Genomic DNA, 16,799 nt, shown 5'->3' with positions numbered 1-16,799 from the left:
GCCCGGCTTCTTCGCTGTGGCTTGGTGAAATCTGCCCATGGATGCGGCAGGGGTGGGCGAGACTCGCCAATGAAGGCCCGGATGGGGCTGGATAGTTTCCGGATGTGGGCGGACGCGTACTGATCGCACTGGGCGGCAACGCCATGACGGCTCCCGACGGGAGCGCGTCCCCGGCCGACCAGGAGCGGGCGATCGGCGAGGCGATGGCCCACGTGGCGGCGCTCAGCAGGGCCGGGCACGAGGTGGTGCTCACCCACGGCAACGGCCCCCAGGTCGGCAACCTCCTGCTGAAGAACCAGCTCGCCGCCCACGTCGTGCCGCCCGTGCCGCTCGACTGGTGCGTGGCCCAGACACAGGGCACGATCGGCACGCTCATCATGAACGCCCTGCAGCATGAGCTGGGGCACGCCCGGGTGGCGGCGATCGTCACCCGTACGCTCGTGGACCCGGCCGACCCGGCGTTCCAGGACCCCGTCAAGCCGATCGGGCGGTATTTCGGGGAGGAGGAGGCGCGCCGCTTCGAGGGGCACGGCCAGGCCTGGCGGAGGTTCGACCGCGGATGGCGCCGCGTGGTCGCCTCGCCGCGTCCCGTGGAGATCCTGGACGCCTCCGCCGCCGTCGCGCTCATCGACGCCGGATTCACCGTGGTCGCCGCCGGAGGCGGGGGAGTGCCGGTCGTGCGGCAGGAGGACGGCACGCTGACCGGGATCGAGGCCGTGATCGACAAGGACCTCGCCGCCGCCGTGCTCGCGGTCGCCGTCGGCGCCACCGACCTCGTGATCGCGACCGACGTGCCGAACGCCGCCGTGGACTTCGGCACGCCCCGCGCCCGCCCGATCGGGGAGATCGACGTGGCCGCCCTGCGCGAGTTGCAGGCGGCCGGTCACTTCGCCGGAGGCAGCATGGGACCCAAGGTCGAGGCCGCCCTGCGCTTCGCCGAGGAGACCGGGGGCCGGGCCGTGATCACCTCGCTGCACCACATCGGTGCCGCGCTGTCAGGAAATATCGGTACGAGGGTGTACAGAGGGGTGGAGAGATAGTGCCGGATCCGATCGAGGTACGGAAGGTCCCCATCGAGAGCGTCACCGACGCCTCCGGGCTGGCGAGGCTGATCGACGACGGCGTGATCGAGGCCGACCGCGTGCTTGCCGTGATCGGCAAGACCGAGGGCAACGGCGGCGTGAACGACTACACGCGGATCCTCGCCGACCGGGCCTTCCGCGAGGTGCTGGTGGCGAAGGGCACGCGCACCGCCGAGGAGGTCGCGCAGGTGCCCCTCGTGTGGTCCGGTGGCACCGACGGCGTGCTCAGCCCGCATGCGACGATCTTCGCGACCGTCGACCCGGCCACGGCCGTACGGACCGACGAGCCGCGGGTGAGCGTCGGCGTGGCCATGAGCGAGGTGATCCTCCCCGAGGACATCGGCAGGCCCGCCATGGTCGAGAAGGTGGCCGCCGGGGTGCGCGAGGCCATGAAGATCGCCGGTATCGACGACCCGGCCGACGTCCACTACGTGCAGACGAAGACGCCGCTGCTCACGCTGTCCACGATCACCGACGCCAAGGAGCGCGGCCAGACGGTCGTCACCGAGGACACGCTGAAGTCGATGGACATCTCCAACTCCACCACGGCGCTCGGCATCGCCGTCGCACTCGGGGAGATCGAGACGCCCTCGGCCGAGCAGATCCACAAGGACCTGTCGCTCTACTCGTCGGTCGCCTCGTGCTCCAGCGGCGTCGAGCTCGACCGGGCCCAGATCGTCGTGGTGGGCAACGTACGCGGGATCGGTGGCCGCTACCGCGCCGGCCACTCGGTCATGAAGGACGCCCTGGACACCGACGGGATCTGGGAGGCCATCCGCAGCGCGGGCATCGAGCTGCCCGAGCGGCCGCATCCGAGCGACCTCGGCGACCGGCTGGTCAACCTGTTCATCAAGTGCGAGGCCGACCCGTCGGGCCGCGTACGCGGGCGGCGCAACATCATGCTCGACGACTCCGACGTCCACTGGCACCGCCAGATCAAGGCGACCGTCGGAGGGGTGGCGGCCGGCGTGACCGGAGACCCGGCCGTGTTCGTCTCCGTGGCGGCGGTCCACCAGGGCCCGTCCGGCGGCGGCCCGGTGATCGCCATCGCCGACCTGGGCTGATCCCGCCGCACGGCCTGGGCAGATCCGGCCTCCCAGCCTGGCTGTTCCGGCCTCCCGGGCCGGGCTGTCCGGGCGGGGCCGAGCGTGTGCGGCACCGCCAGGGGCGGGCGGTAAGGTCGCAGACATGCCGGTCATTCCGCAGCCGCTGCGCCCCGACGACGACGGCGCCACCGACGCGCCCGTCGCGTCCGCGCTGTCGGCGTTCCAGGCCGGTACGGCGACGGCGGCCGACGTCCTGGCGGCGCTCGCCGGGGCGCGGCTGCTGGTGCCCGTGGTCGCGCTGCTCACCGAGTCGGAAGTGGGGGAGCACGGCCTGCGCCAGGAGAAGGAGAGCGAGATGGCCCTCCCGAAACTGGTCGGCAAGGACGGTCGTGAGGCCGTGCTCGCCTTCACCGGGACCGAGCCGATGCGCAGATGGCGCCCGGACGCCCGGCCGGTGCAGGCCACGGCTCCGCAGGTCTGCCAGGCGGCGCGGCACGAGAGCGCGGCGGCCGTGGTGGTGGACGTGGCCGGGCCGGTCCCGTTCGTGATCGAGGGCGGCATGCTGCAGGCACTCGCCACGGTGGAGGAGGCCAAGAGGGACGCCTCCGCCGTGGACCGCCTCGCCCGCGAGGTGCCGGGCGCCACGGTGGCCCGTCTGGGGACCGCGGAGGACAAGCGCCGCCGCCGCTGGTGGAGCCGCCGCGCCTGAGCGGCGCCGGCGCTGGTGACCGCCGTCGCGCTTGAGCGCTACCGGCGCTCGTTGACCGTCGCCGCGTCTGAGCCCGCCTCGCCTTAGTCCGCCTCGCCTCAGTCCGCGTCGCCTTAGTCCGCGTCGGCCGCCGGGTGACCGCCGCCGCGCGTGAGCCCCGCCTCGGCCGCTGGTGAAGCCATCGCCCGCGGACGCCCGGCGCGCCGTTGCGCCGTTGCGCCCGGACCGTCCGCCTGGCCCTGGCCTGATGTCCGGTGACCCGTGACCCGCTGTGGGCGGGGACGAGCCGCCCGGCAGCCGGCCGCCCGGCCGTACACAGGAACGTGGTTGTCCACAGGGGAGTCCGCGGACCGGTCCCGGGCGGCGTACGGGCGTTAGGGTCGGCCGCGTGCCCCTCGTCGTCCTCGCCGCAGCCGTCCTCGGCCTGATCGCCGGTGCGTACGCGCGTGCGGTCGCCGGCGGCTTCGGCCCGGAGCAGGACGCCCGGCGCGAGAGCCGCCGCGCGGAGGCGCGGGCCGCCCTCGCCGCGGCGGCCCGGACCGTGCCGCTGCCCCGCCCGCCGTACGCGGTCGAGGGCGCGACCGCGCTCGCCGCGGCGCTGGTGGCCTGGCGCGTCCACGACGGCTGGGTGCTCGCCGCGTGGTTGTACGCGGTGGCGGTGGGGGCCGCCCTCGCGGAGATCGACCGGAAGACCTGGCGGTTGCCCGACGCGATCACGCTGCCGTCCTACCCGATCGTGCTGGCCCTGCTCGCGCCGTCTGGCCGCCTGCTGCCCGCGGTGGCGTCGGGCTGCGCGCTCGGCGCGGTCTACGCCGTGCTGTGGTTCGCCCGTCCCACGGGCCTCGGGCTCGGCGACGTGAAGCTGGCCGGGCTGATCGGCCTGCTCACCGGCGCGCTCGGCGTGCAGGCCACGGTCGTCGCCGGGATGGCGGGCCAGGTGCTCGGTGCGCTGTACGCCGTGGGGCTGCTCCTGGCCCGCAGGGCCACCCGCACGACCGAGTTCCCGTTCGGCCCGTTCATGCTCGTGGGGGCCCTCGCCGCGGTGGCTCTCACCGGGGTCTTCCCAGGGGTCTTCCCAGGGGTTTTCCCCGGTGGCTAGCACGTGCGGTTTCCGGTCTGGGGGCATCCGCATACGGTCATGGGGGTGTCAGGGGGACGCCGCAGTCGGGTGCACATGGAAGACTTGTCCCCATGCTGCGCTGGTTGACCGCCGGGGAGTCACACGGCCCCGAGCTTCTCGCGATCCTGGAAGGCCTGCCCGCCGGGGTGGAGGTGACCACCGCCGACCTCGCAGAGGCGCTGCGGCGCCGCCGTCTCGGATACGGCCGCGGGGCGCGGATGAAGTTCGAGCAGGACGAGGTGACGATCTCCGGTGGCGTACGGCACGGCCGCACGCTCGGGTCGCCCGTCGCGATCCGCATCGGCAACACCGAGTGGCCGAAGTGGGAGACCGTGATGGCCGCCGACCCGGTCGACCCGGCGGTGCTGGAGGGCCAGGCGCGCAACGCGCCGCGCTCGCGCCCCCGCCCCGGCCACGCGGACCTCGCCGGCATGCAGAAGTACGGCTTCGACGACGCCCGGCCGGTGCTCGACCGGGCCAGCGCGCGGGAGACCGCCGCCCGGGTGGCGCTCGGGCAGGTCGCCCGATCCTTCCTCAAGCAGGCCCTCGGCGTCGACATCGTCAGCCACGTGGTCTCGATCGGCGAGGCGAGCGCGCCCCGCGACGTGCTGCCCGGTCCCGGCGACATGGCGGCGGTGGACGCCGACCCGGTGCGCTGCGTCGACCCGGCCGCGAGCGCGGCGATGGTCGCCGAGATCGACAAGGCGCACAAGGACGGCGACACCCTCGGCGGTGTGGTCGAGGTCGTGGCCTACGGCCTGCCGCCGGGTCTCGGCAGCTACACCCACTGGGACCGGCGTCTCGACGCCCGCCTCGCCGCGGCGCTCATGGGCATCCAGGCGATCAAGGGGGTCGCGGTCGGCGACGGCTTCGAGACCGCCCGCCGCCCCGGCTCCCGGGCCCACGACGAGATCGAGAACACCCCCCAGGGCGTGCGCCGGATCACCAACCGGGCCGGCGGCGTCGAGGGCGGCATGACCAATGGCGAGCCGCTGCGGGTCAGCGCCGCGATGAAGCCGATCTCCACCGTGCCCCGGGCGCTCGCCACGGTCGACGTGCTGACCGGCGAGCCGGCCAAGGCGCACCACGAGCGCTCGGACGTCTGTGCGGTCCCGGCCGCCGCGGTCGTCGCCGAGGCGATGGTGGCGCTGGTGCTCGCGGACGCGGCCGTCGAGAAGTTCGGCGGCGACTCCGTCGAAGAGGTCGCGCGCAACCTGTCGGGCTACCTGTCGTCCCTGGTCATCAAGTAATAGGGTTTGTGATCATGCAATCGGTGTCCCAAGGACCCGCCGCGGTCCTCATCGGCCCGCCCGGCTCGGGCAAGTCCACGGTCGGGCGGCTCCTCGCGGACCGCCTCGGCCTGCCGTTCCGCGACACCGACGCCGACGTCGAGGCCGTCGCCGGCAAGACCGTCAGCGACGTGTTCGTGGAGGACGGCGAGGAGCGGTTCCGCGAGCTGGAGGCGCAGGCCGTACGCGACGCGCTGGAGACGCACTCCGGCGTGCTCGCGCTCGGCGGCGGCGCGATCCTGCACGAGCACACCCAGAAGCTGCTGTCCGGCCATCGGGTCGTGTACCTCCAGGTCGGGCTCGACCAGGCGGTCAAGCGCGTCGGCCTCGCCTCGGCCCGGCCGCTGCTGGTGCTGAACCCGCGCAGCCGGCTCAGGCAGCTGATGGAGCAGCGCCGGCCGATCTACGAGGGCCTCGCCGCGATCACCGTCGCCACCGACGGCCGCGAGCCCGAGGACGTGGTGACCGAGATCGAGGCGGCGCTGTGACCGCGACGCGCATCACCGTGCGGGGCGAGAGCCCGTACGACGTCGTCGTCGGCACCGACGTGCTGGCGGAGCTGCCGGGGCTGCTGGACGCGAAGGTGCGCACGGTCGCCGTGATCCACCCCGCCGGGCTGCCCGAGATCGCCAGGCCGGTGCGCGAGACCCTGGAGGGCGCCGGGTTCGAGGTCGTCGCCCTGCCCGTGCCCGACGGCGAGGACGCCAAGTCCGTCCACGTCGCGGCCGAGCTGTGGTCGGCGTTCGGCCGCTACGGCATCACGCGTTCCGACGCGGTCGTCGGCGTCGGCGGCGGCGCGACCACCGACCTGGCCGGGTTCGCGGCCGCGACGTGGCTGCGCGGCGTCCAGGTCGTGCAGGTGCCGACCACGCTGCTGGCCATGGTCGACGCGGCGGTCGGCGGCAAGACCGGCATCAACACCCCCGAGGGCAAGAACCTGGTCGGGTCCTTCCACCCGCCAAAGGGCGTGCTGTGCGACCTGGCCACGCTGGCGAGCGTGCCGCGCGAGGACTACGTCGCCGGCCTCGCCGAGATCATCAAGGGCGGGTTCATCGCCGACCCCACGATCCTCATGCTGGTCGAGGACGACCCCGCCGCCGCCCGCACTCCCGAAGGCGAGCACACCCGCGAGCTGGTCGAGCGCAAGATCCGGGTGAAGGCCGACGTCGTCGGGGCCGACCTGCGCGAGAGCGGCCTGCGGGAGATCCTCAACTACGGCCACACGCTCGCCCACGCGATCGAGCGGGTCGAGGACTACCGCATCAGGCACGGCGAGGCCGTGGCCATCGGGCTCGTCTACGCGGCGGAACTGTCCCATCTCGACGGCCGCATCGGCCGCGACGTCGTCGACCGCACCCGCTCGATCCTGGAGTCGGTCGGGCTGCCCACCACCTACCGCGCCGACGCCTGGCCGCGGCTGCGCGACCACATGCGGGTGGACAAGAAGGCCAGGGGAGCGGTGCTGCGGTTCGTCGTGCTCGACGACATCGCCAAGCCGGCCCGCCTGGAGAACCCGTCAGAAGAGCTGCTCGAAGCCGCTTACCGGGAGGTCGCCCGATGAGGCAGGTGCTCGTGCTGAACGGGCCCAACCTGGGTCGTCTCGGCAGCCGTGAGCCCGACGTCTACGGCGCGCAGACCTTCGACGACCTGGCGGCCCTGTGCCGCGAGACCGGCCGCGAGCTGGGCCTGTCGGTGGAGGTCAGGCAGACCGACGACGAGGCCGAGCTGGTGAGCTGGATCCACGAGGCGGCCGACAGCAGGACCCCCGTGGTCCTCAACCCCGCCGCCTTCACCCACTATTCGTACGCGCTGCGCGACGCGATCGCGCAGCGTACGGCTCCGCTGGTCGAGGTGCACATCTCCAACCCGAACGCGCGGGAGGAGTTCCGCCACACCTCTGTCGTGGCGGCGGTGGCCACCGGGACGATCGCGGGGTTCGGCATGCGGTCGTACGAGCTCGCGCTGCGCGCGATCGCGGACATGGGCGAGTGACGAAAGAAGGGATCATGGGCTACCGGTCGTTCGTGGCGGTCGGAGACAGCTTCACCGAGGGGCTCAACGACCCCCTCCCGGACGCGCCCCCTCCGGCGCCGGGTGAGGTGGTCCGCTACCGGGGCTGGGCCGACCGGGTCGCCGAGCGGCTCGCCCGGCTCGACCCGGACTTCCGCTACGCCAACCTCGCGGTGCGGGGCAAGCTCATCGACCAGATCGTCGCCGACCAGGTGCCCGTGGCCGTCGAGATGAAGCCTGACCTGATCAGCTTCTGCGCGGGCGGCAACGACCTCATCCGGCCCGGCACCGACCCCGACCAGATGGCCAAGAAGCTGGCCGCCGCCGTACGGACCCTGCGGGCCACCGGCGCCGACGTCGTGCTGTTCACCGGGACCGACCCGCGGGACACCCCGATCATGCGGCAGCTGCGCGGCAAGTTCGCGATCTTCTTCATGCACGTCCGCTCGATCGCCGACCTGTACGGCTGCCACCTGGTGGACATGTGGTCGATGCAGGGGCTGCGGGACTGGCGGGCCTGGAGCGACGACCGGCTGCACATGAACGCCGAGGGCCACCGCCTGGTCGCGGCCCGGGTCCTGCACGTGCTGGGCCTGCCAGGCGAGGACGACTGGCGCAAGACCTGGCCGCCCCGGGAGCGGGTGGACCCGAGGGCCAAGCGCCGCGAGGACATGCAGTGGCTCAAGGAACACTTCGGTCCGTGGATCGGGCGGCGCCTGCGTGGCACCTCCTCCGGCGACGGCCTCGCCCCCAAGCGGCCCGAACTCGGCCCGCTGCCCCCGGCCCCCACGTCCTGATCTCTCTTCCCCTGCCCCGGGGCGCGCGCCGATCCGGCGGTTACCTCGGCGTGCCGGACTGTGCCGTCGCGCGGCGCAGGCCGCGTGCCGTCCACGGCGGGCAGCCCGGATCGCCGTCGGTCTCGACCTTGCCGCCCACACCGGCGAGCGTGCCGGGCGCGTGAGCCTCCTGCTTCCCGCGCCGGATGAGCAGCCACCGGCCGTCTTGCTCCAGGAAGACCTCGACGTTCACGACGAAGGCCGGCCGGCCGCCTTGAGTGAGGCATACCGGCGTGGCAGGGGCGTCAGCGCTCATGCCCCCGCACTCTACGCGGGGGCCTGACGCCCTGCCTGATCTTCGGCCCCGGTCAGGAGCCGGCGGTGAGGCGGCGCAGGGCGTCGCGGACCTTCGCGGGGTCGGTGGTGCGCCAGAAGGGCGGCAGCGAGTTGAGCAGGAAGCCGCTGTAACGGGCTGTGGCGAGCCGCGGGTCGAGAACGGCGACGACGCCCCGGTCGTCCATCGACCGCAGCAGCCGGCCCGCGCCCTGCGCCAGCAGCAGCGCGGCGTGGGTGGCCGCCACCGCCATGAAGCCGTTGCCCCCCGTGGCCGCCACGTGCCGCTGCCGGGCCGAGGCGAGCGGGTCGTCGGGACGCGGGAACGGGATCCTGTCGATGATCACCAAGGTCAGCGATGGGCCCGGCACGTCGACGCCCTGCCACAGGGACAGCGTGCCGAACAGGCAGGTGGCGGGGTCGCCCGCGAACTGCTTGACGAGCTGCGAGGTCGAGTCGTCGCCCTGGCAGAGCAGCGGCACGTCGAGCCGCTCGCGCAGCGCCTCCGTGGCGGCCTTCGCGGCCCGCATCGAGGAGAACAGGCCGAGCGTCCGGCCGCCGGCCGCCTCGATGAGCTCGGCGATCTCGTCGACGTACGCCTCGGGGAGGCCGTCGCGGCCGGGCTGGGGGAGATGCGTGGCGACGTAGAGGATGCCCCGGCGCGGATGGTCGAACGGCGAGCCGACGTCGAGGCCGGTCCACTCCCCGGACCGCAGGCCCCACTGGCGGGACAGGCTGTCGAACGAGCCGCCGAGCGCGAGCGTGGCGCTGGTGAGAACGACGGTGCGGTCGCCGAACAGCTTGTCGCGCAGCATGCCGCCGACCGACAGCGGCGCCACCCGCAGGGTGGGGGGAACGCGCCCGCGCCCCTCCTCCAGCCAGACGACCTCGGCCCGGTGGACCTCCTCGGACCGGGCGTCCGCGCCCCCGCCGCCCCGGGAAGCCGCCGAATCCCGCGCGTCCTCCGGATCGCCGGTGTCCTCCGCGTCGTCCCCGGCCCCGTCGCGGCCGGCCGCCGGGCCGAAGGCGTCGAGCATCCGCTGGGCGGTGTCGTGCACCTCGTCGAGCGCCGTGAACGCGGCCTTGCGGAGCCCGGCGTTCTCGGGGTCGTCCTTGTCCTTGTTGCGCGGCCCGAGGGCGGTGATGCAGGCGAAGGCGGCGTCGCGCACCAGCGCGAGCGTCATCCCGAGCGACTGCGGCAGGGTGTCGACGCGGCCGGGCGGGGCGACGGCCAGCAGGGCCCGCAGGTCCTCGCCCGCCTCCTGGAGCCGGTCGGCCACTCCCTGCTCGATGAGCCGCCCGGCCCGGCGGGCGGCGAGGTTCACCGTGCTCTCCGACAGCTCGCCGGTGACCACCGACGTCACCCGGTCGACCAGCTCGTGCGCCTCGTCCACCACGACCACGTCGTGCTCGGGCAGGACGGCGAAGTCCTCCATGGCGTCGATCGCCAGCAGCGCGTGGTTGGTCACCACGACGTCGGCCGCGCCCGCGCGCTCCCGTGCGAGCTCGGCGAAGCACTCGGCGCCGCTGGGGCACCGCTGGGCCCCCAGGCACTCCCGGGCCGTCACGGAGAACTGCCGCCACGCCTGGTCGCTCACCCCGGGCACGATCTCGTCGCGGTCGCCGGTCTCGGTGTCGTTGGCCCACTCCTGGATGCGCTGGACCATCCGGCCGGTGGCGCTGACCTCGCGCGGGTCGAAGAGCTGGTCGTCCTCGTCGTCGGGCATCCCGGCGGCCATCTTGTGGCGGCACAGGTAGTTGCGGCGGCCCTTGAGGATCGCGAACTCGGGACGGTGCGGCAGCAGGCCCTCCAGCGCGTCCGCGAGCCGGGGCAGGTCGCGGTCGACCAGCTGGCGCTGCAACGCGATAGTGGCGGTGGACACCACCACGGCGTCGCCGCTTTCGGCCGCGTGCCTGATCGCGGGCACGAGATAGGCCAGGGACTTGCCGGTGCCGGTGCCGGCCTGCACCGCGAGGTGCTCCTCGCTCTCGATGGCGTCGCGCACCGCCTGCGCCATCTTGACCTGCCCAGGGCGCTCGACCCCGCCGAGCGCGGTCACCGCGGCGGTGAGGAGTTCTTCGACGGGCGGAAGATCGGCACAGTCCTTGGGCACGGAAGAACGCTACCCGGTGTGACCGACATCCTGTGCGTGTCCGCCCCACCACATCCTGGCGTTCCAGGAACTCCCTCCCGGCGCGCATGGCACACTGAGATGTCAGTGCTCTCAAGGTCAACAACGATCTACCCAGTGAGGTCGAAAAGGGAAGAAACGGAAGTTTCGCGAGGGTTCCCGAGATCGAGTGGACGGAAAAGGGCAGGTAAAGGCACTATGTCTGCCATGTCGGAAGTTGTCCCATTGCCCTCGTTCGGCGAGGTGTTCTTCGACGCGCGAGGCCAGGACCGTGTGCTCCGGGTCACGTGGCACGACGGCACGCTGGTGCTGAGCCTGTGGCGGGGCGAGATGTGCACGGCCAGTTTCCGCATGCCCATGAACGACGTGGGACGGCTGATCGACACCCTCGACGAGGGTTTCGCCGAGGCCGGCGGCGAAGAACAGGACGCCGGGACGGGACCGTTCCCACGGCAGGGGGCGCCGGGCCAGGACGGCTACGCCCCCCAGGACGCGTCGTATCCCGCGCACCCGCAGGACCAGGGGCAGGACCCCTATGCGACCCAGGTGCACGACCCGTACGCCATGCAGGTCCACGATCCGTACGCGGGGCGAGGCCAGGACGGCTACGGCGCTCCGGACGGGTACGCGGGGCAGCCCGGTGACGGATACGGGGGCCAGGACCTCTACGGCGCGCCCCAGACCGGGCCGCACGCCGTGTCCCGGGCCCCGTACGGCCAGGGCCGGGACGGCTACGCCGCCGACGAGGGCCACGCCGCCGCACCCGACGGCTACGGCCAGGCCCCGGACGGGTACGGCAGGGCCGGCGACGGCTACGCGCAGGGCGAGGACGGTTACGCCCCACGGGGCCGCCGCGCGTCGCGTGACGCTGGGCGCGACGCCGGCTATCCGGAGCAGGCCGCCCCGTCCGACTACGAGTACCCCGACTATCCGGGAACGGGACAGTACGCCCCCCCGCCGGTGCCGCCGCCCGCCCCGGCCCCCGAGGCCTCCCCGGCGCCCGCCGCGCTCGGCCCCAACGACGTGCTCGTCGCCCGGGGCACCCCCACCCAGGACCGCCTCGTCGCGTCCTCTGCGGCCCAGACCGGCCCGCAGCCGGCCTACCGCCCGGCGCCGCAGGCCCCGCAACCCCAGGCCCCGCAACCCCAGGCCCCGCAGCCCGGAGCGGTCGACCCGAGCGACCCCCTCGGCCTCGGCCCGGCCCGGCCGTACGTCAACGAGCAGTACGCGAACGACCAGTATCCGAACGAGCAGTACGCGACCGAACCGCCGCTCTACACCACGGGCGAGCGCCTGCGGCCGGAGCAGTGGCCGGCGGGTCAGGCTCCTGACCAGCACCCCGAGCGCGAGCGCCGAGGGCGACGCGGCGGGCGGCCCTCCGGGGACTCCCCGATCCCGTGGTCGGACGAGGACGGAGAGGGCTGGGAGGCGTCGCGCGGGTGGTGAGGACCACGGTTTGAGGGCCACGGTCGGCGGGAGTTCCAGCTGTAAGTAACCTCATCGGTTGATGGACACAGCAACAGCACTGCAGTTCCTCCTGCTCCCGGCCGGCGCCCTCGGCGTCGCAGCCCTGGCTCGATGGCGTGACTGGTCGGCCCCACTGCTCCTGGTGGTGGCGGGCCTGGCCGCGTCCTACGTGCCCGGGGTCCCCGACTACAGCCTCGACCCGCACATCGTCCTGGTGGTCTTCCTGCCGCCGATGCTCTATTCGGCGGCACTCGACAGCTCATATCTGCGGCTGCGCGACGCCGCCAGGCCCGTCGGCCTCCTGGCCGTCGGGCTCGTCCTGGCGACGACGGTGGTGGTCGGCTTCGTCGCGCACGCGATCATCCCCGATCTCCCGCTCGCCGCGGCCTTCGCGCTCGGGGCGATCGTCGCCCCTCCCGACGCCGTGTCGGCGGTCGCCATCGGCCGCAGGCTCGGCCTGCCGCGACGCGCGCTGACCATCCTCGTGGGCGAGAGCCTGTTCAACGACGCCACCGCGCTGACCGCCTACCGGGCCGCGGTGGGCGCGCTGACCGGCGCCGCCGCCGGCCTGCTCGGCATCGGCGGGCAGTTCCTCCTCGCCGCCGGGCTCGGCGTCGTGATCGGCCTCGCCATCGCCTACCTGTCCGGCTTCGTGCTGCGACGGCTCGACGACCCGTTGAGCGCCAACGGGGTCTCGCTGCTCGTGCCGTACGCCGCCTATCTCGCGGCCGAGGCCGTGCACGCCTCCGGTGTGATCGCCGTCGTGATCGTCGGCATCTACCTGGGCCACGAGCTCAGCCGGACGACGTACGGCACGCGGCTGCTGTCGAACGCGGTCTGGAAGGTCGCCGACCTGGTGCTGGAGTCGATCGTGTTCGCCCTGATCGGCCTGCAGCTGCGCCCGATCATCGCCGGGCTGGGCGGCGAGCGGCCAGGGGAGCTGGCGACGTACGCGATCGTGCTGTTCCTGGTGGTCGTCCTCGTGCGGTTCGTGTGGGTGCCGGCCAGCACCTGCCTGCCGCGGATGCTGTCGAAGCGGGTGCGCGCCGAGGAGCCCAGAGCGCCGTCGGTGCAGAACATGGTGCTGACGAGCTGGGCGGGGATGCGCGGGGTGGTGTCGCTGGCCGCGGCCTTCGCCCTCCCCGAGAACTTCCCCCAGCGCAACCTGCTGCTGTTCCTGACGTTCGCGGTCGTCGTGGGCACATTGATCGTCCACGGGCTGTCGTTCCCCTGGCTGATCAGGCGGCTGGGCGTCTCCACCGCCCAGGAGCGGTACGGCGACGACCTCGCGGAGGCGGGTGCCCAGCAGGCCGCCGCGGCCGCGGCCCTGGCGCGGCTGGAGGAGCTCACCGCCGACGGCGTGCTGGACGTCCACCAGGAGGTCGTCGACCAGTTGCGCACCCGCGCCGAGCGCCGGGCCCTGCACGCCTGGGAGCGGCTCGGCGGCGGCACCGGCCCCGAGGGCGAGGAGACGCCCGCCTCGCTCTACCGGCGGCTGCGCCGCGAGATGCTCGCCGCGGAACGTGAGGTGTTCGTGCGGCTGCGCGACGAGCGGCGCATCGACGACGAGGTCCTCCACCGGGTCATGCAGGAGCTCGACTTCGAGGAGGCGGCGCTCGAACGCGGCTGAGCGCGCTCGGACGCGCGGTCCACGCGCCGAGCGCGGTCCGCGGGCTCCCGGTGGCGCGGTCTACTGGCTCGGCGGCGCGGTCTACTGGCCCAGGCGCTGGTCGACGTAGCACCAGCGCCAGTCCTCTCCCGGCTCGAACGAGCGGATCACCGGGTGGCCGGTCTCCTTGAAGTGGGCGGTGGCGTGCTTGCCGGGAGAGGAGTCGCAGCAGCCGATGTGGCCGCACTCCAGGCACTTGCGCAGGTGGACCCATCGCATGCCGCGCTCCAGGCACTCCTGGCAGCCTCCGGGCGTGAGCGGGTCCGGGTCGGCCGTGACGAGCATGTGTTCGCAGTTCCCCATGCCGCAGATGCTACGGCGCGCGATCCCGTGCCCGGCGCCCTCCCCGGCGCCGGGTGCAGGGTGCAGGGTGCAGGGTGCAGGGTGCCGGGTGCCGGGTGCGCCGAACCTCCACGAACTCCCCCTCGTGATCTGCACATCGCTTCCGTAGGTTCGGGGACCATGACGACGACGGTCGACACGGGCGACTTCACCGCCTGGTTACACGACTTCGAGGGCGCGGCGCTGCTGCGGCGCACCTGGGGCGACCCCGACTGGGGCGCGGGAGCACGGCTGGAGCCCGCCCTCGTACGGAGCCTCCAGCGGTTCCAGGTCGGCGAGGACGGCGACGGTGCCCGCCTCATGGACAAGGCCCGCCGGGCGGGCGACCCCGTTTACGCGGAGGCGGTCCGCCTGTTCGTGGCCGAGGAGGGCGAGCACGCCCGCCTGCTGGGCCGGCTCCTGGAGGCGGCGGGTGCCGCGACGATCGCCGGTCACTGGACCGACGCGGTCTTCGTACGGCTCCGGCGGCTCCTCGGTCTCCGCATGGAGCTGATGGTCCTGATGCTCGCCGAGGTGGTCGCGCTCGGCTACTACCGCGCGGTGCGCGACGGCGTACGGGACCTGCTCGCCTCGGAGGTCGCGGGCCGGATCCTCGCCGACGAGCTGCGCCACGTGCCCTTCCACCGCGACCGGCTGCGGGCGTCCTTCCGGAGATCCTCACGGCTTTCGCGGGCGATCGCCTCGGCCCTGTGGTGGTCGCTGCTGGCGGGAGTGCTGGCCGTGGTCGTCCTTGATCACGGCGAGGCCCTGCGCGGGACCGGACTGTCCAGGACCGCATTCGCCTGTGAGGTCGCGGGGTACTTCCGCGCGATCGTCGCCGAGGTGATGACGACTGATGGACGCGTGACCAGGGATGGGCGCGGAGGCCCCCATGGGCATGATCGGGTGCCACGGCGGCCGGGCCGCCGTTGGGTAGGGTGATCGGCATGCGACTCCTCCCGTTCGCCGCCGTCTGCGCGGCCGCCGTCCTGTTCGCCTCCGGCTGCGCGAGCGCGGGGAAGGCGCAGACGTGCGCCGATGCGACGCGGCTGGTCAGCCGGACCATCAGCGACATCGGCGCGGTCGTGAACGACCCCGACGCCATGCGCAAGAAGATCGAGGACGGTGCCGCCGACCTGGAGGACATGGCGAACAAGGCCGCCGACACCACGCTCAGGGACGCCCTTCAGGGGCTGGCCGACAGCCTCCAGAAGCTCGATGTCGACGACGCCAACGCGGCGGTGGACGCGGCGCAGAAGGTCGCCACCGACGGCGCGACCTACCTGCGCGAGGTCAGCCAGGCCTGTCTCTGACCCGGCCGCCCGCGCCGCGCCGTCCGCTCAGGCGCGGCCCGCGGGGGCGACCGAGTCCCCTCCCGCCGGGTCCCCTCCGGCCGGGTCTCCTTGCGCAAGGTCCTTCACCGTACGGTCTCCTCCGGCGCGGTTCCTCCGGGCCGGACGGAGCGCCGCCAGCGCCGCACCGGCGAGGGAGACCACGGCGGCGACCAGGACGGCCGAGCGCAGGCCGTCCGAGGTGGCCGCGCGCAGCGCCTCTCCGGTCAGGCCGGCGGTGTCGCGACCGGCCACCGCGACCAGGACGGCCAGGCCCGCGGCGCTGCCCGCCTGCAGCACGGTGGAGGACAGGCCGGAGACCACGCCCTGCTCCTGCGGGGCCGCACCGGTCGAGGCAAGGATGAACATCGCGGAGAACCACACGCCCGCGCCCAGGCCGAAGCCGGCCAGACCGGCCAGCAGGCCGAGGTAGGAGCCGTCGGCCGACAGCCGCCACGCCAGCACCGCCGTTCCGGCCGCGCCCACGGCGACGCCGAAGACCAGGGTGCCGCGCAGCCCGAGGCGCGGGATGAGCCGTTCGGCGGCCAGGTTGCCCACGGTGATCGTGAGGGTGGGCCCGAGGAAGGCCAGGCCCGACGTGACGGCGTCGTAGCCGAGCACGTCCTGGAAGTGCAGCGTGAGGAAGTACGGCACGCACTGCAGGGTCAGGCCGTAGACCAGGATGACCCCGGCGCCGGTGGCCGTGTTCCGGACGGCGAGCAGCCGCGGCGGCAGCAACGGGTCGCGGCCGCGCGCCTCGATCACGAGGAAGGCGGCGAGCAGCCCCGCCGCCGCGACGGCGGACGCCAGGACGCCGGGGGAGAGCCACCCCCACCGGGGGCCCTGCGCGACGGCGAACACGAGTGCCGTGACGCCCGTGGTGCCGGTGAGCGCCCCCGGCAGGTCGATCGCGCCCGGCCGCCGCGGCCCGTCGGGGGTGAGCACGGCGAACGCCGCGGCGGCGCCCACCGCGGTCAGCGGCACGTTCACGAAGAAGACCGCCTTCCAGCCGAACGCGCCGGTGAGGACGCCGCCGAGCAGCGCGCCGAGACTGAGCCCGGCGGCGCCGCACGCCGCCCACACGCTCATCGCCCGGTTGCGGGCCGGTCCTTCCTCGAACATGGTGACGACCAGGGAGAGGGTCGCGGGCATCAGCACCGCACCGCCGAGCCCCTGCAGCGCCCTGGCGCAGATCAGCGGCACAGGAGAGGAGGCCAGCCCCCCGAGCAGCGAGGCGACGCCGTAGAGCAGCAGGCCGGCGACGAACATGCGCCGCCTGCCCAGCCGATCGGACAGGCGGCCCCCGAGCAGCAGGAAGCCGCCGAACGGCACCGCGTAGCCGCTGACCACCCACTGCAGCGCGTACGGGGAGAACCCGGCCTCGTGGGCGATCTGCGGCAGTGCGACGTAGACGACGGTGAAGTCGAGGGCGGTGATCGAGCTGCCCAGTCCGAGCAGCATGAGCGGGAACGCAGATCTCATGCGGGCAGCCTGATCGCGGGCCCGGCACCTCA

At 73.6% G+C, this 16,799-nt stretch carries 17 protein-coding genes; 13 read left to right on the top strand and 4 right to left on the bottom strand.

What is annotated here, in order from left to right; translation table 11 throughout:
- Positions 1 to 104 precede the first annotated feature (104 nt).
- The 9 genes from FLV34_RS03780 to FLV34_RS03740 all read left to right on the top strand — a co-directional run bounded on the left by FLV34_RS03780 (position 105) and on the right by FLV34_RS03740 (position 8,053).
- Positions 105 to 1,040, top strand: a complete 936-nt coding sequence (locus FLV34_RS03780; protein WP_261985645.1) for a carbamate kinase — start codon at positions 105 to 107, stop codon at positions 1,038 to 1,040.
- Positions 1,040 to 2,146 (top strand): ring-opening amidohydrolase, encoded by a 1,107-nt coding sequence (locus tag FLV34_RS03775; RefSeq protein ID WP_147942372.1) that lies wholly within the window; start codon positions 1,040 to 1,042, stop codon positions 2,144 to 2,146. The genes FLV34_RS03780 and FLV34_RS03775 overlap by 1 nt, the downstream gene beginning before the upstream one ends.
- 124 nt (positions 2,147 to 2,270) lie before the next feature.
- Complete coding sequence (locus FLV34_RS03770; RefSeq protein ID WP_147942371.1) at positions 2,271 to 2,837, top strand: SseB family protein; 567 nt, start codon at positions 2,271 to 2,273, stop codon at positions 2,835 to 2,837.
- 388 nt (positions 2,838 to 3,225) lie between these two features.
- Entirely contained in the window at positions 3,226 to 3,936 is a 711-nt protein-coding gene (locus tag FLV34_RS03765; protein WP_147942370.1) for an A24 family peptidase, read from the top strand.
- 92 nt (positions 3,937 to 4,028) lie between these two features.
- A complete protein-coding gene (gene aroC, locus FLV34_RS03760) occupies positions 4,029 to 5,207 on the top strand; it encodes a chorismate synthase (protein WP_205829781.1) in 1,179 nt (392 codons plus the stop codon).
- 23 nt (positions 5,208 to 5,230) lie between these two features.
- On the top strand, positions 5,231 to 5,734 hold the full coding sequence (locus FLV34_RS03755; RefSeq protein ID WP_221889855.1) for a shikimate kinase: 504 nt from the start codon (positions 5,231 to 5,233) through the stop codon (positions 5,732 to 5,734).
- Positions 5,731 to 6,807, top strand: a complete 1,077-nt coding sequence (aroB, locus tag FLV34_RS03750) for a 3-dehydroquinate synthase (RefSeq protein ID WP_147942369.1) — start codon at positions 5,731 to 5,733, stop codon at positions 6,805 to 6,807. The genes FLV34_RS03755 and aroB overlap by 4 nt, the downstream gene beginning before the upstream one ends.
- Positions 6,804 to 7,238 carry a type II 3-dehydroquinate dehydratase gene (gene aroQ / locus FLV34_RS03745; protein ID WP_079314096.1) on the top strand — a complete coding sequence of 145 codons (435 nt, stop codon included), beginning with the start codon at positions 6,804 to 6,806 and terminating at the stop codon, positions 7,236 to 7,238. The genes aroB and aroQ overlap by 4 nt, the downstream gene beginning before the upstream one ends.
- A gap of 14 nt (positions 7,239 to 7,252) precedes the next feature.
- Positions 7,253 to 8,053, top strand: a complete 801-nt coding sequence (locus FLV34_RS03740; protein WP_142645553.1) for an SGNH/GDSL hydrolase family protein — start codon at positions 7,253 to 7,255, stop codon at positions 8,051 to 8,053.
- Positions 8,054 to 8,093: 40 nt separating this feature from the next.
- Here the strand turns inward: FLV34_RS03740 and FLV34_RS03735 are convergent, their stop codons facing one another.
- Positions 8,094 to 8,348 carry a hypothetical protein gene (locus tag FLV34_RS03735; protein WP_142645397.1) on the bottom strand — a complete coding sequence of 85 codons (255 nt, stop codon included), beginning with the start codon at positions 8,346 to 8,348 and terminating at the stop codon, positions 8,094 to 8,096.
- Positions 8,349 to 8,400: 52 nt separating this feature from the next.
- The gene (locus FLV34_RS03730) at positions 8,401 to 10,479 is read right to left on the bottom strand and encodes an ATP-dependent DNA helicase (RefSeq protein ID WP_147942368.1); all 2,079 of its coding nucleotides are present in this window, start codon (positions 10,477 to 10,479) and stop codon (positions 8,401 to 8,403) included.
- A 225-nt stretch (positions 10,480 to 10,704) separates the two neighbouring features.
- Between FLV34_RS03730 and FLV34_RS03725 the strand changes: the two genes are divergently transcribed.
- Both FLV34_RS03725 and FLV34_RS03720 read left to right on the top strand, forming a co-directional pair.
- Positions 10,705 to 11,943, top strand: a complete 1,239-nt coding sequence (locus tag FLV34_RS03725) for a hypothetical protein (protein ID WP_147942367.1) — start codon at positions 10,705 to 10,707, stop codon at positions 11,941 to 11,943.
- Between the two features lie 61 nt (positions 11,944 to 12,004).
- Complete coding sequence (locus tag FLV34_RS03720; protein WP_142645394.1) at positions 12,005 to 13,594, top strand: Na+/H+ antiporter; 1,590 nt, start codon at positions 12,005 to 12,007, stop codon at positions 13,592 to 13,594.
- Between the two features lie 81 nt (positions 13,595 to 13,675).
- On the opposite strand, the gene FLV34_RS03715 is transcribed toward FLV34_RS03720, so the two are convergent.
- Positions 13,676 to 13,936, bottom strand: a complete 261-nt coding sequence (locus FLV34_RS03715) for a ubiquitin carboxyl-terminal hydrolase 14 (RefSeq protein WP_142645393.1) — start codon at positions 13,934 to 13,936, stop codon at positions 13,676 to 13,678.
- A 159-nt stretch (positions 13,937 to 14,095) separates the two neighbouring features.
- Here FLV34_RS03715 and FLV34_RS03710 point away from each other — a divergent pair, with 159 nt between their 5' ends.
- Positions 14,096 to 14,896 carry a ferritin-like domain-containing protein gene (locus tag FLV34_RS03710; RefSeq protein WP_185948912.1) on the top strand — a complete coding sequence of 267 codons (801 nt, stop codon included), beginning with the start codon at positions 14,096 to 14,098 and terminating at the stop codon, positions 14,894 to 14,896.
- A 5-nt stretch (positions 14,897 to 14,901) separates the two neighbouring features.
- Positions 14,902 to 15,267: an NAD-glutamate dehydrogenase gene (locus FLV34_RS03705; protein ID WP_142645392.1), complete on the top strand. Its 366-nt coding sequence runs from the start codon at positions 14,902 to 14,904 to the stop codon at positions 15,265 to 15,267.
- A 27-nt stretch (positions 15,268 to 15,294) separates the two neighbouring features.
- Here the strand turns inward: FLV34_RS03705 and FLV34_RS03700 are convergent, their stop codons facing one another.
- Positions 15,295 to 16,767, bottom strand: a complete 1,473-nt coding sequence (locus tag FLV34_RS03700; protein WP_147942366.1) for an MFS transporter — start codon at positions 16,765 to 16,767, stop codon at positions 15,295 to 15,297.
- Between the last annotated feature and the right edge of the window lie 32 nt (positions 16,768 to 16,799).

The sequence above is a fragment of the Microbispora sp. CSR-4 genome (assembly GCF_008033685.1).
Taxonomy (GTDB): domain Bacteria; phylum Actinomycetota; class Actinomycetes; order Streptosporangiales; family Streptosporangiaceae; genus Microbispora.
This window is presented reverse-complemented; position numbering and strand designations above follow the sequence as displayed.

Bases quoted from the DNA above. Each gene is read 5' to 3' on its own strand.
- FLV34_RS03770 (WP_147942371.1), top strand. From the start codon at position 2,271: ATGCCGGTCATTCCGCAGCCGCTGCGCCCCGACGACGACGGCGCCACC.
- aroC (WP_205829781.1), top strand. From the start codon at position 4,029: ATGCTGCGCTGGTTGACCGCCGGGGAGTCACACGGCCCCGAGCTTCTC.
- aroQ (WP_079314096.1), top strand. From the start codon at position 6,804: ATGAGGCAGGTGCTCGTGCTGAACGGGCCCAACCTGGGTCGTCTCGGC.
- FLV34_RS03740 (WP_142645553.1), top strand. From the start codon at position 7,253: ATGGGCTACCGGTCGTTCGTGGCGGTCGGAGACAGCTTCACCGAGGGG.
- FLV34_RS03735 (WP_142645397.1), bottom strand. From the start codon at position 8,348: ATGAGCGCTGACGCCCCTGCCACGCCGGTATGCCTCACTCAAGGCGGC.
- FLV34_RS03725 (WP_147942367.1), top strand. From the start codon at position 10,705: ATGTCGGAAGTTGTCCCATTGCCCTCGTTCGGCGAGGTGTTCTTCGAC.
- FLV34_RS03720 (WP_142645394.1), top strand. From the start codon at position 12,005: ATGGACACAGCAACAGCACTGCAGTTCCTCCTGCTCCCGGCCGGCGCC.
- FLV34_RS03715 (WP_142645393.1), bottom strand. From the start codon at position 13,936: ATGGGGAACTGCGAACACATGCTCGTCACGGCCGACCCGGACCCGCTC.
- FLV34_RS03710 (WP_185948912.1), top strand. From the start codon at position 14,096: ATGACGACGACGGTCGACACGGGCGACTTCACCGCCTGGTTACACGAC.
- FLV34_RS03705 (WP_142645392.1), top strand. From the start codon at position 14,902: ATGCGACTCCTCCCGTTCGCCGCCGTCTGCGCGGCCGCCGTCCTGTTC.
- FLV34_RS03700 (WP_147942366.1), bottom strand. From the start codon at position 16,767: ATGAGATCTGCGTTCCCGCTCATGCTGCTCGGACTGGGCAGCTCGATC.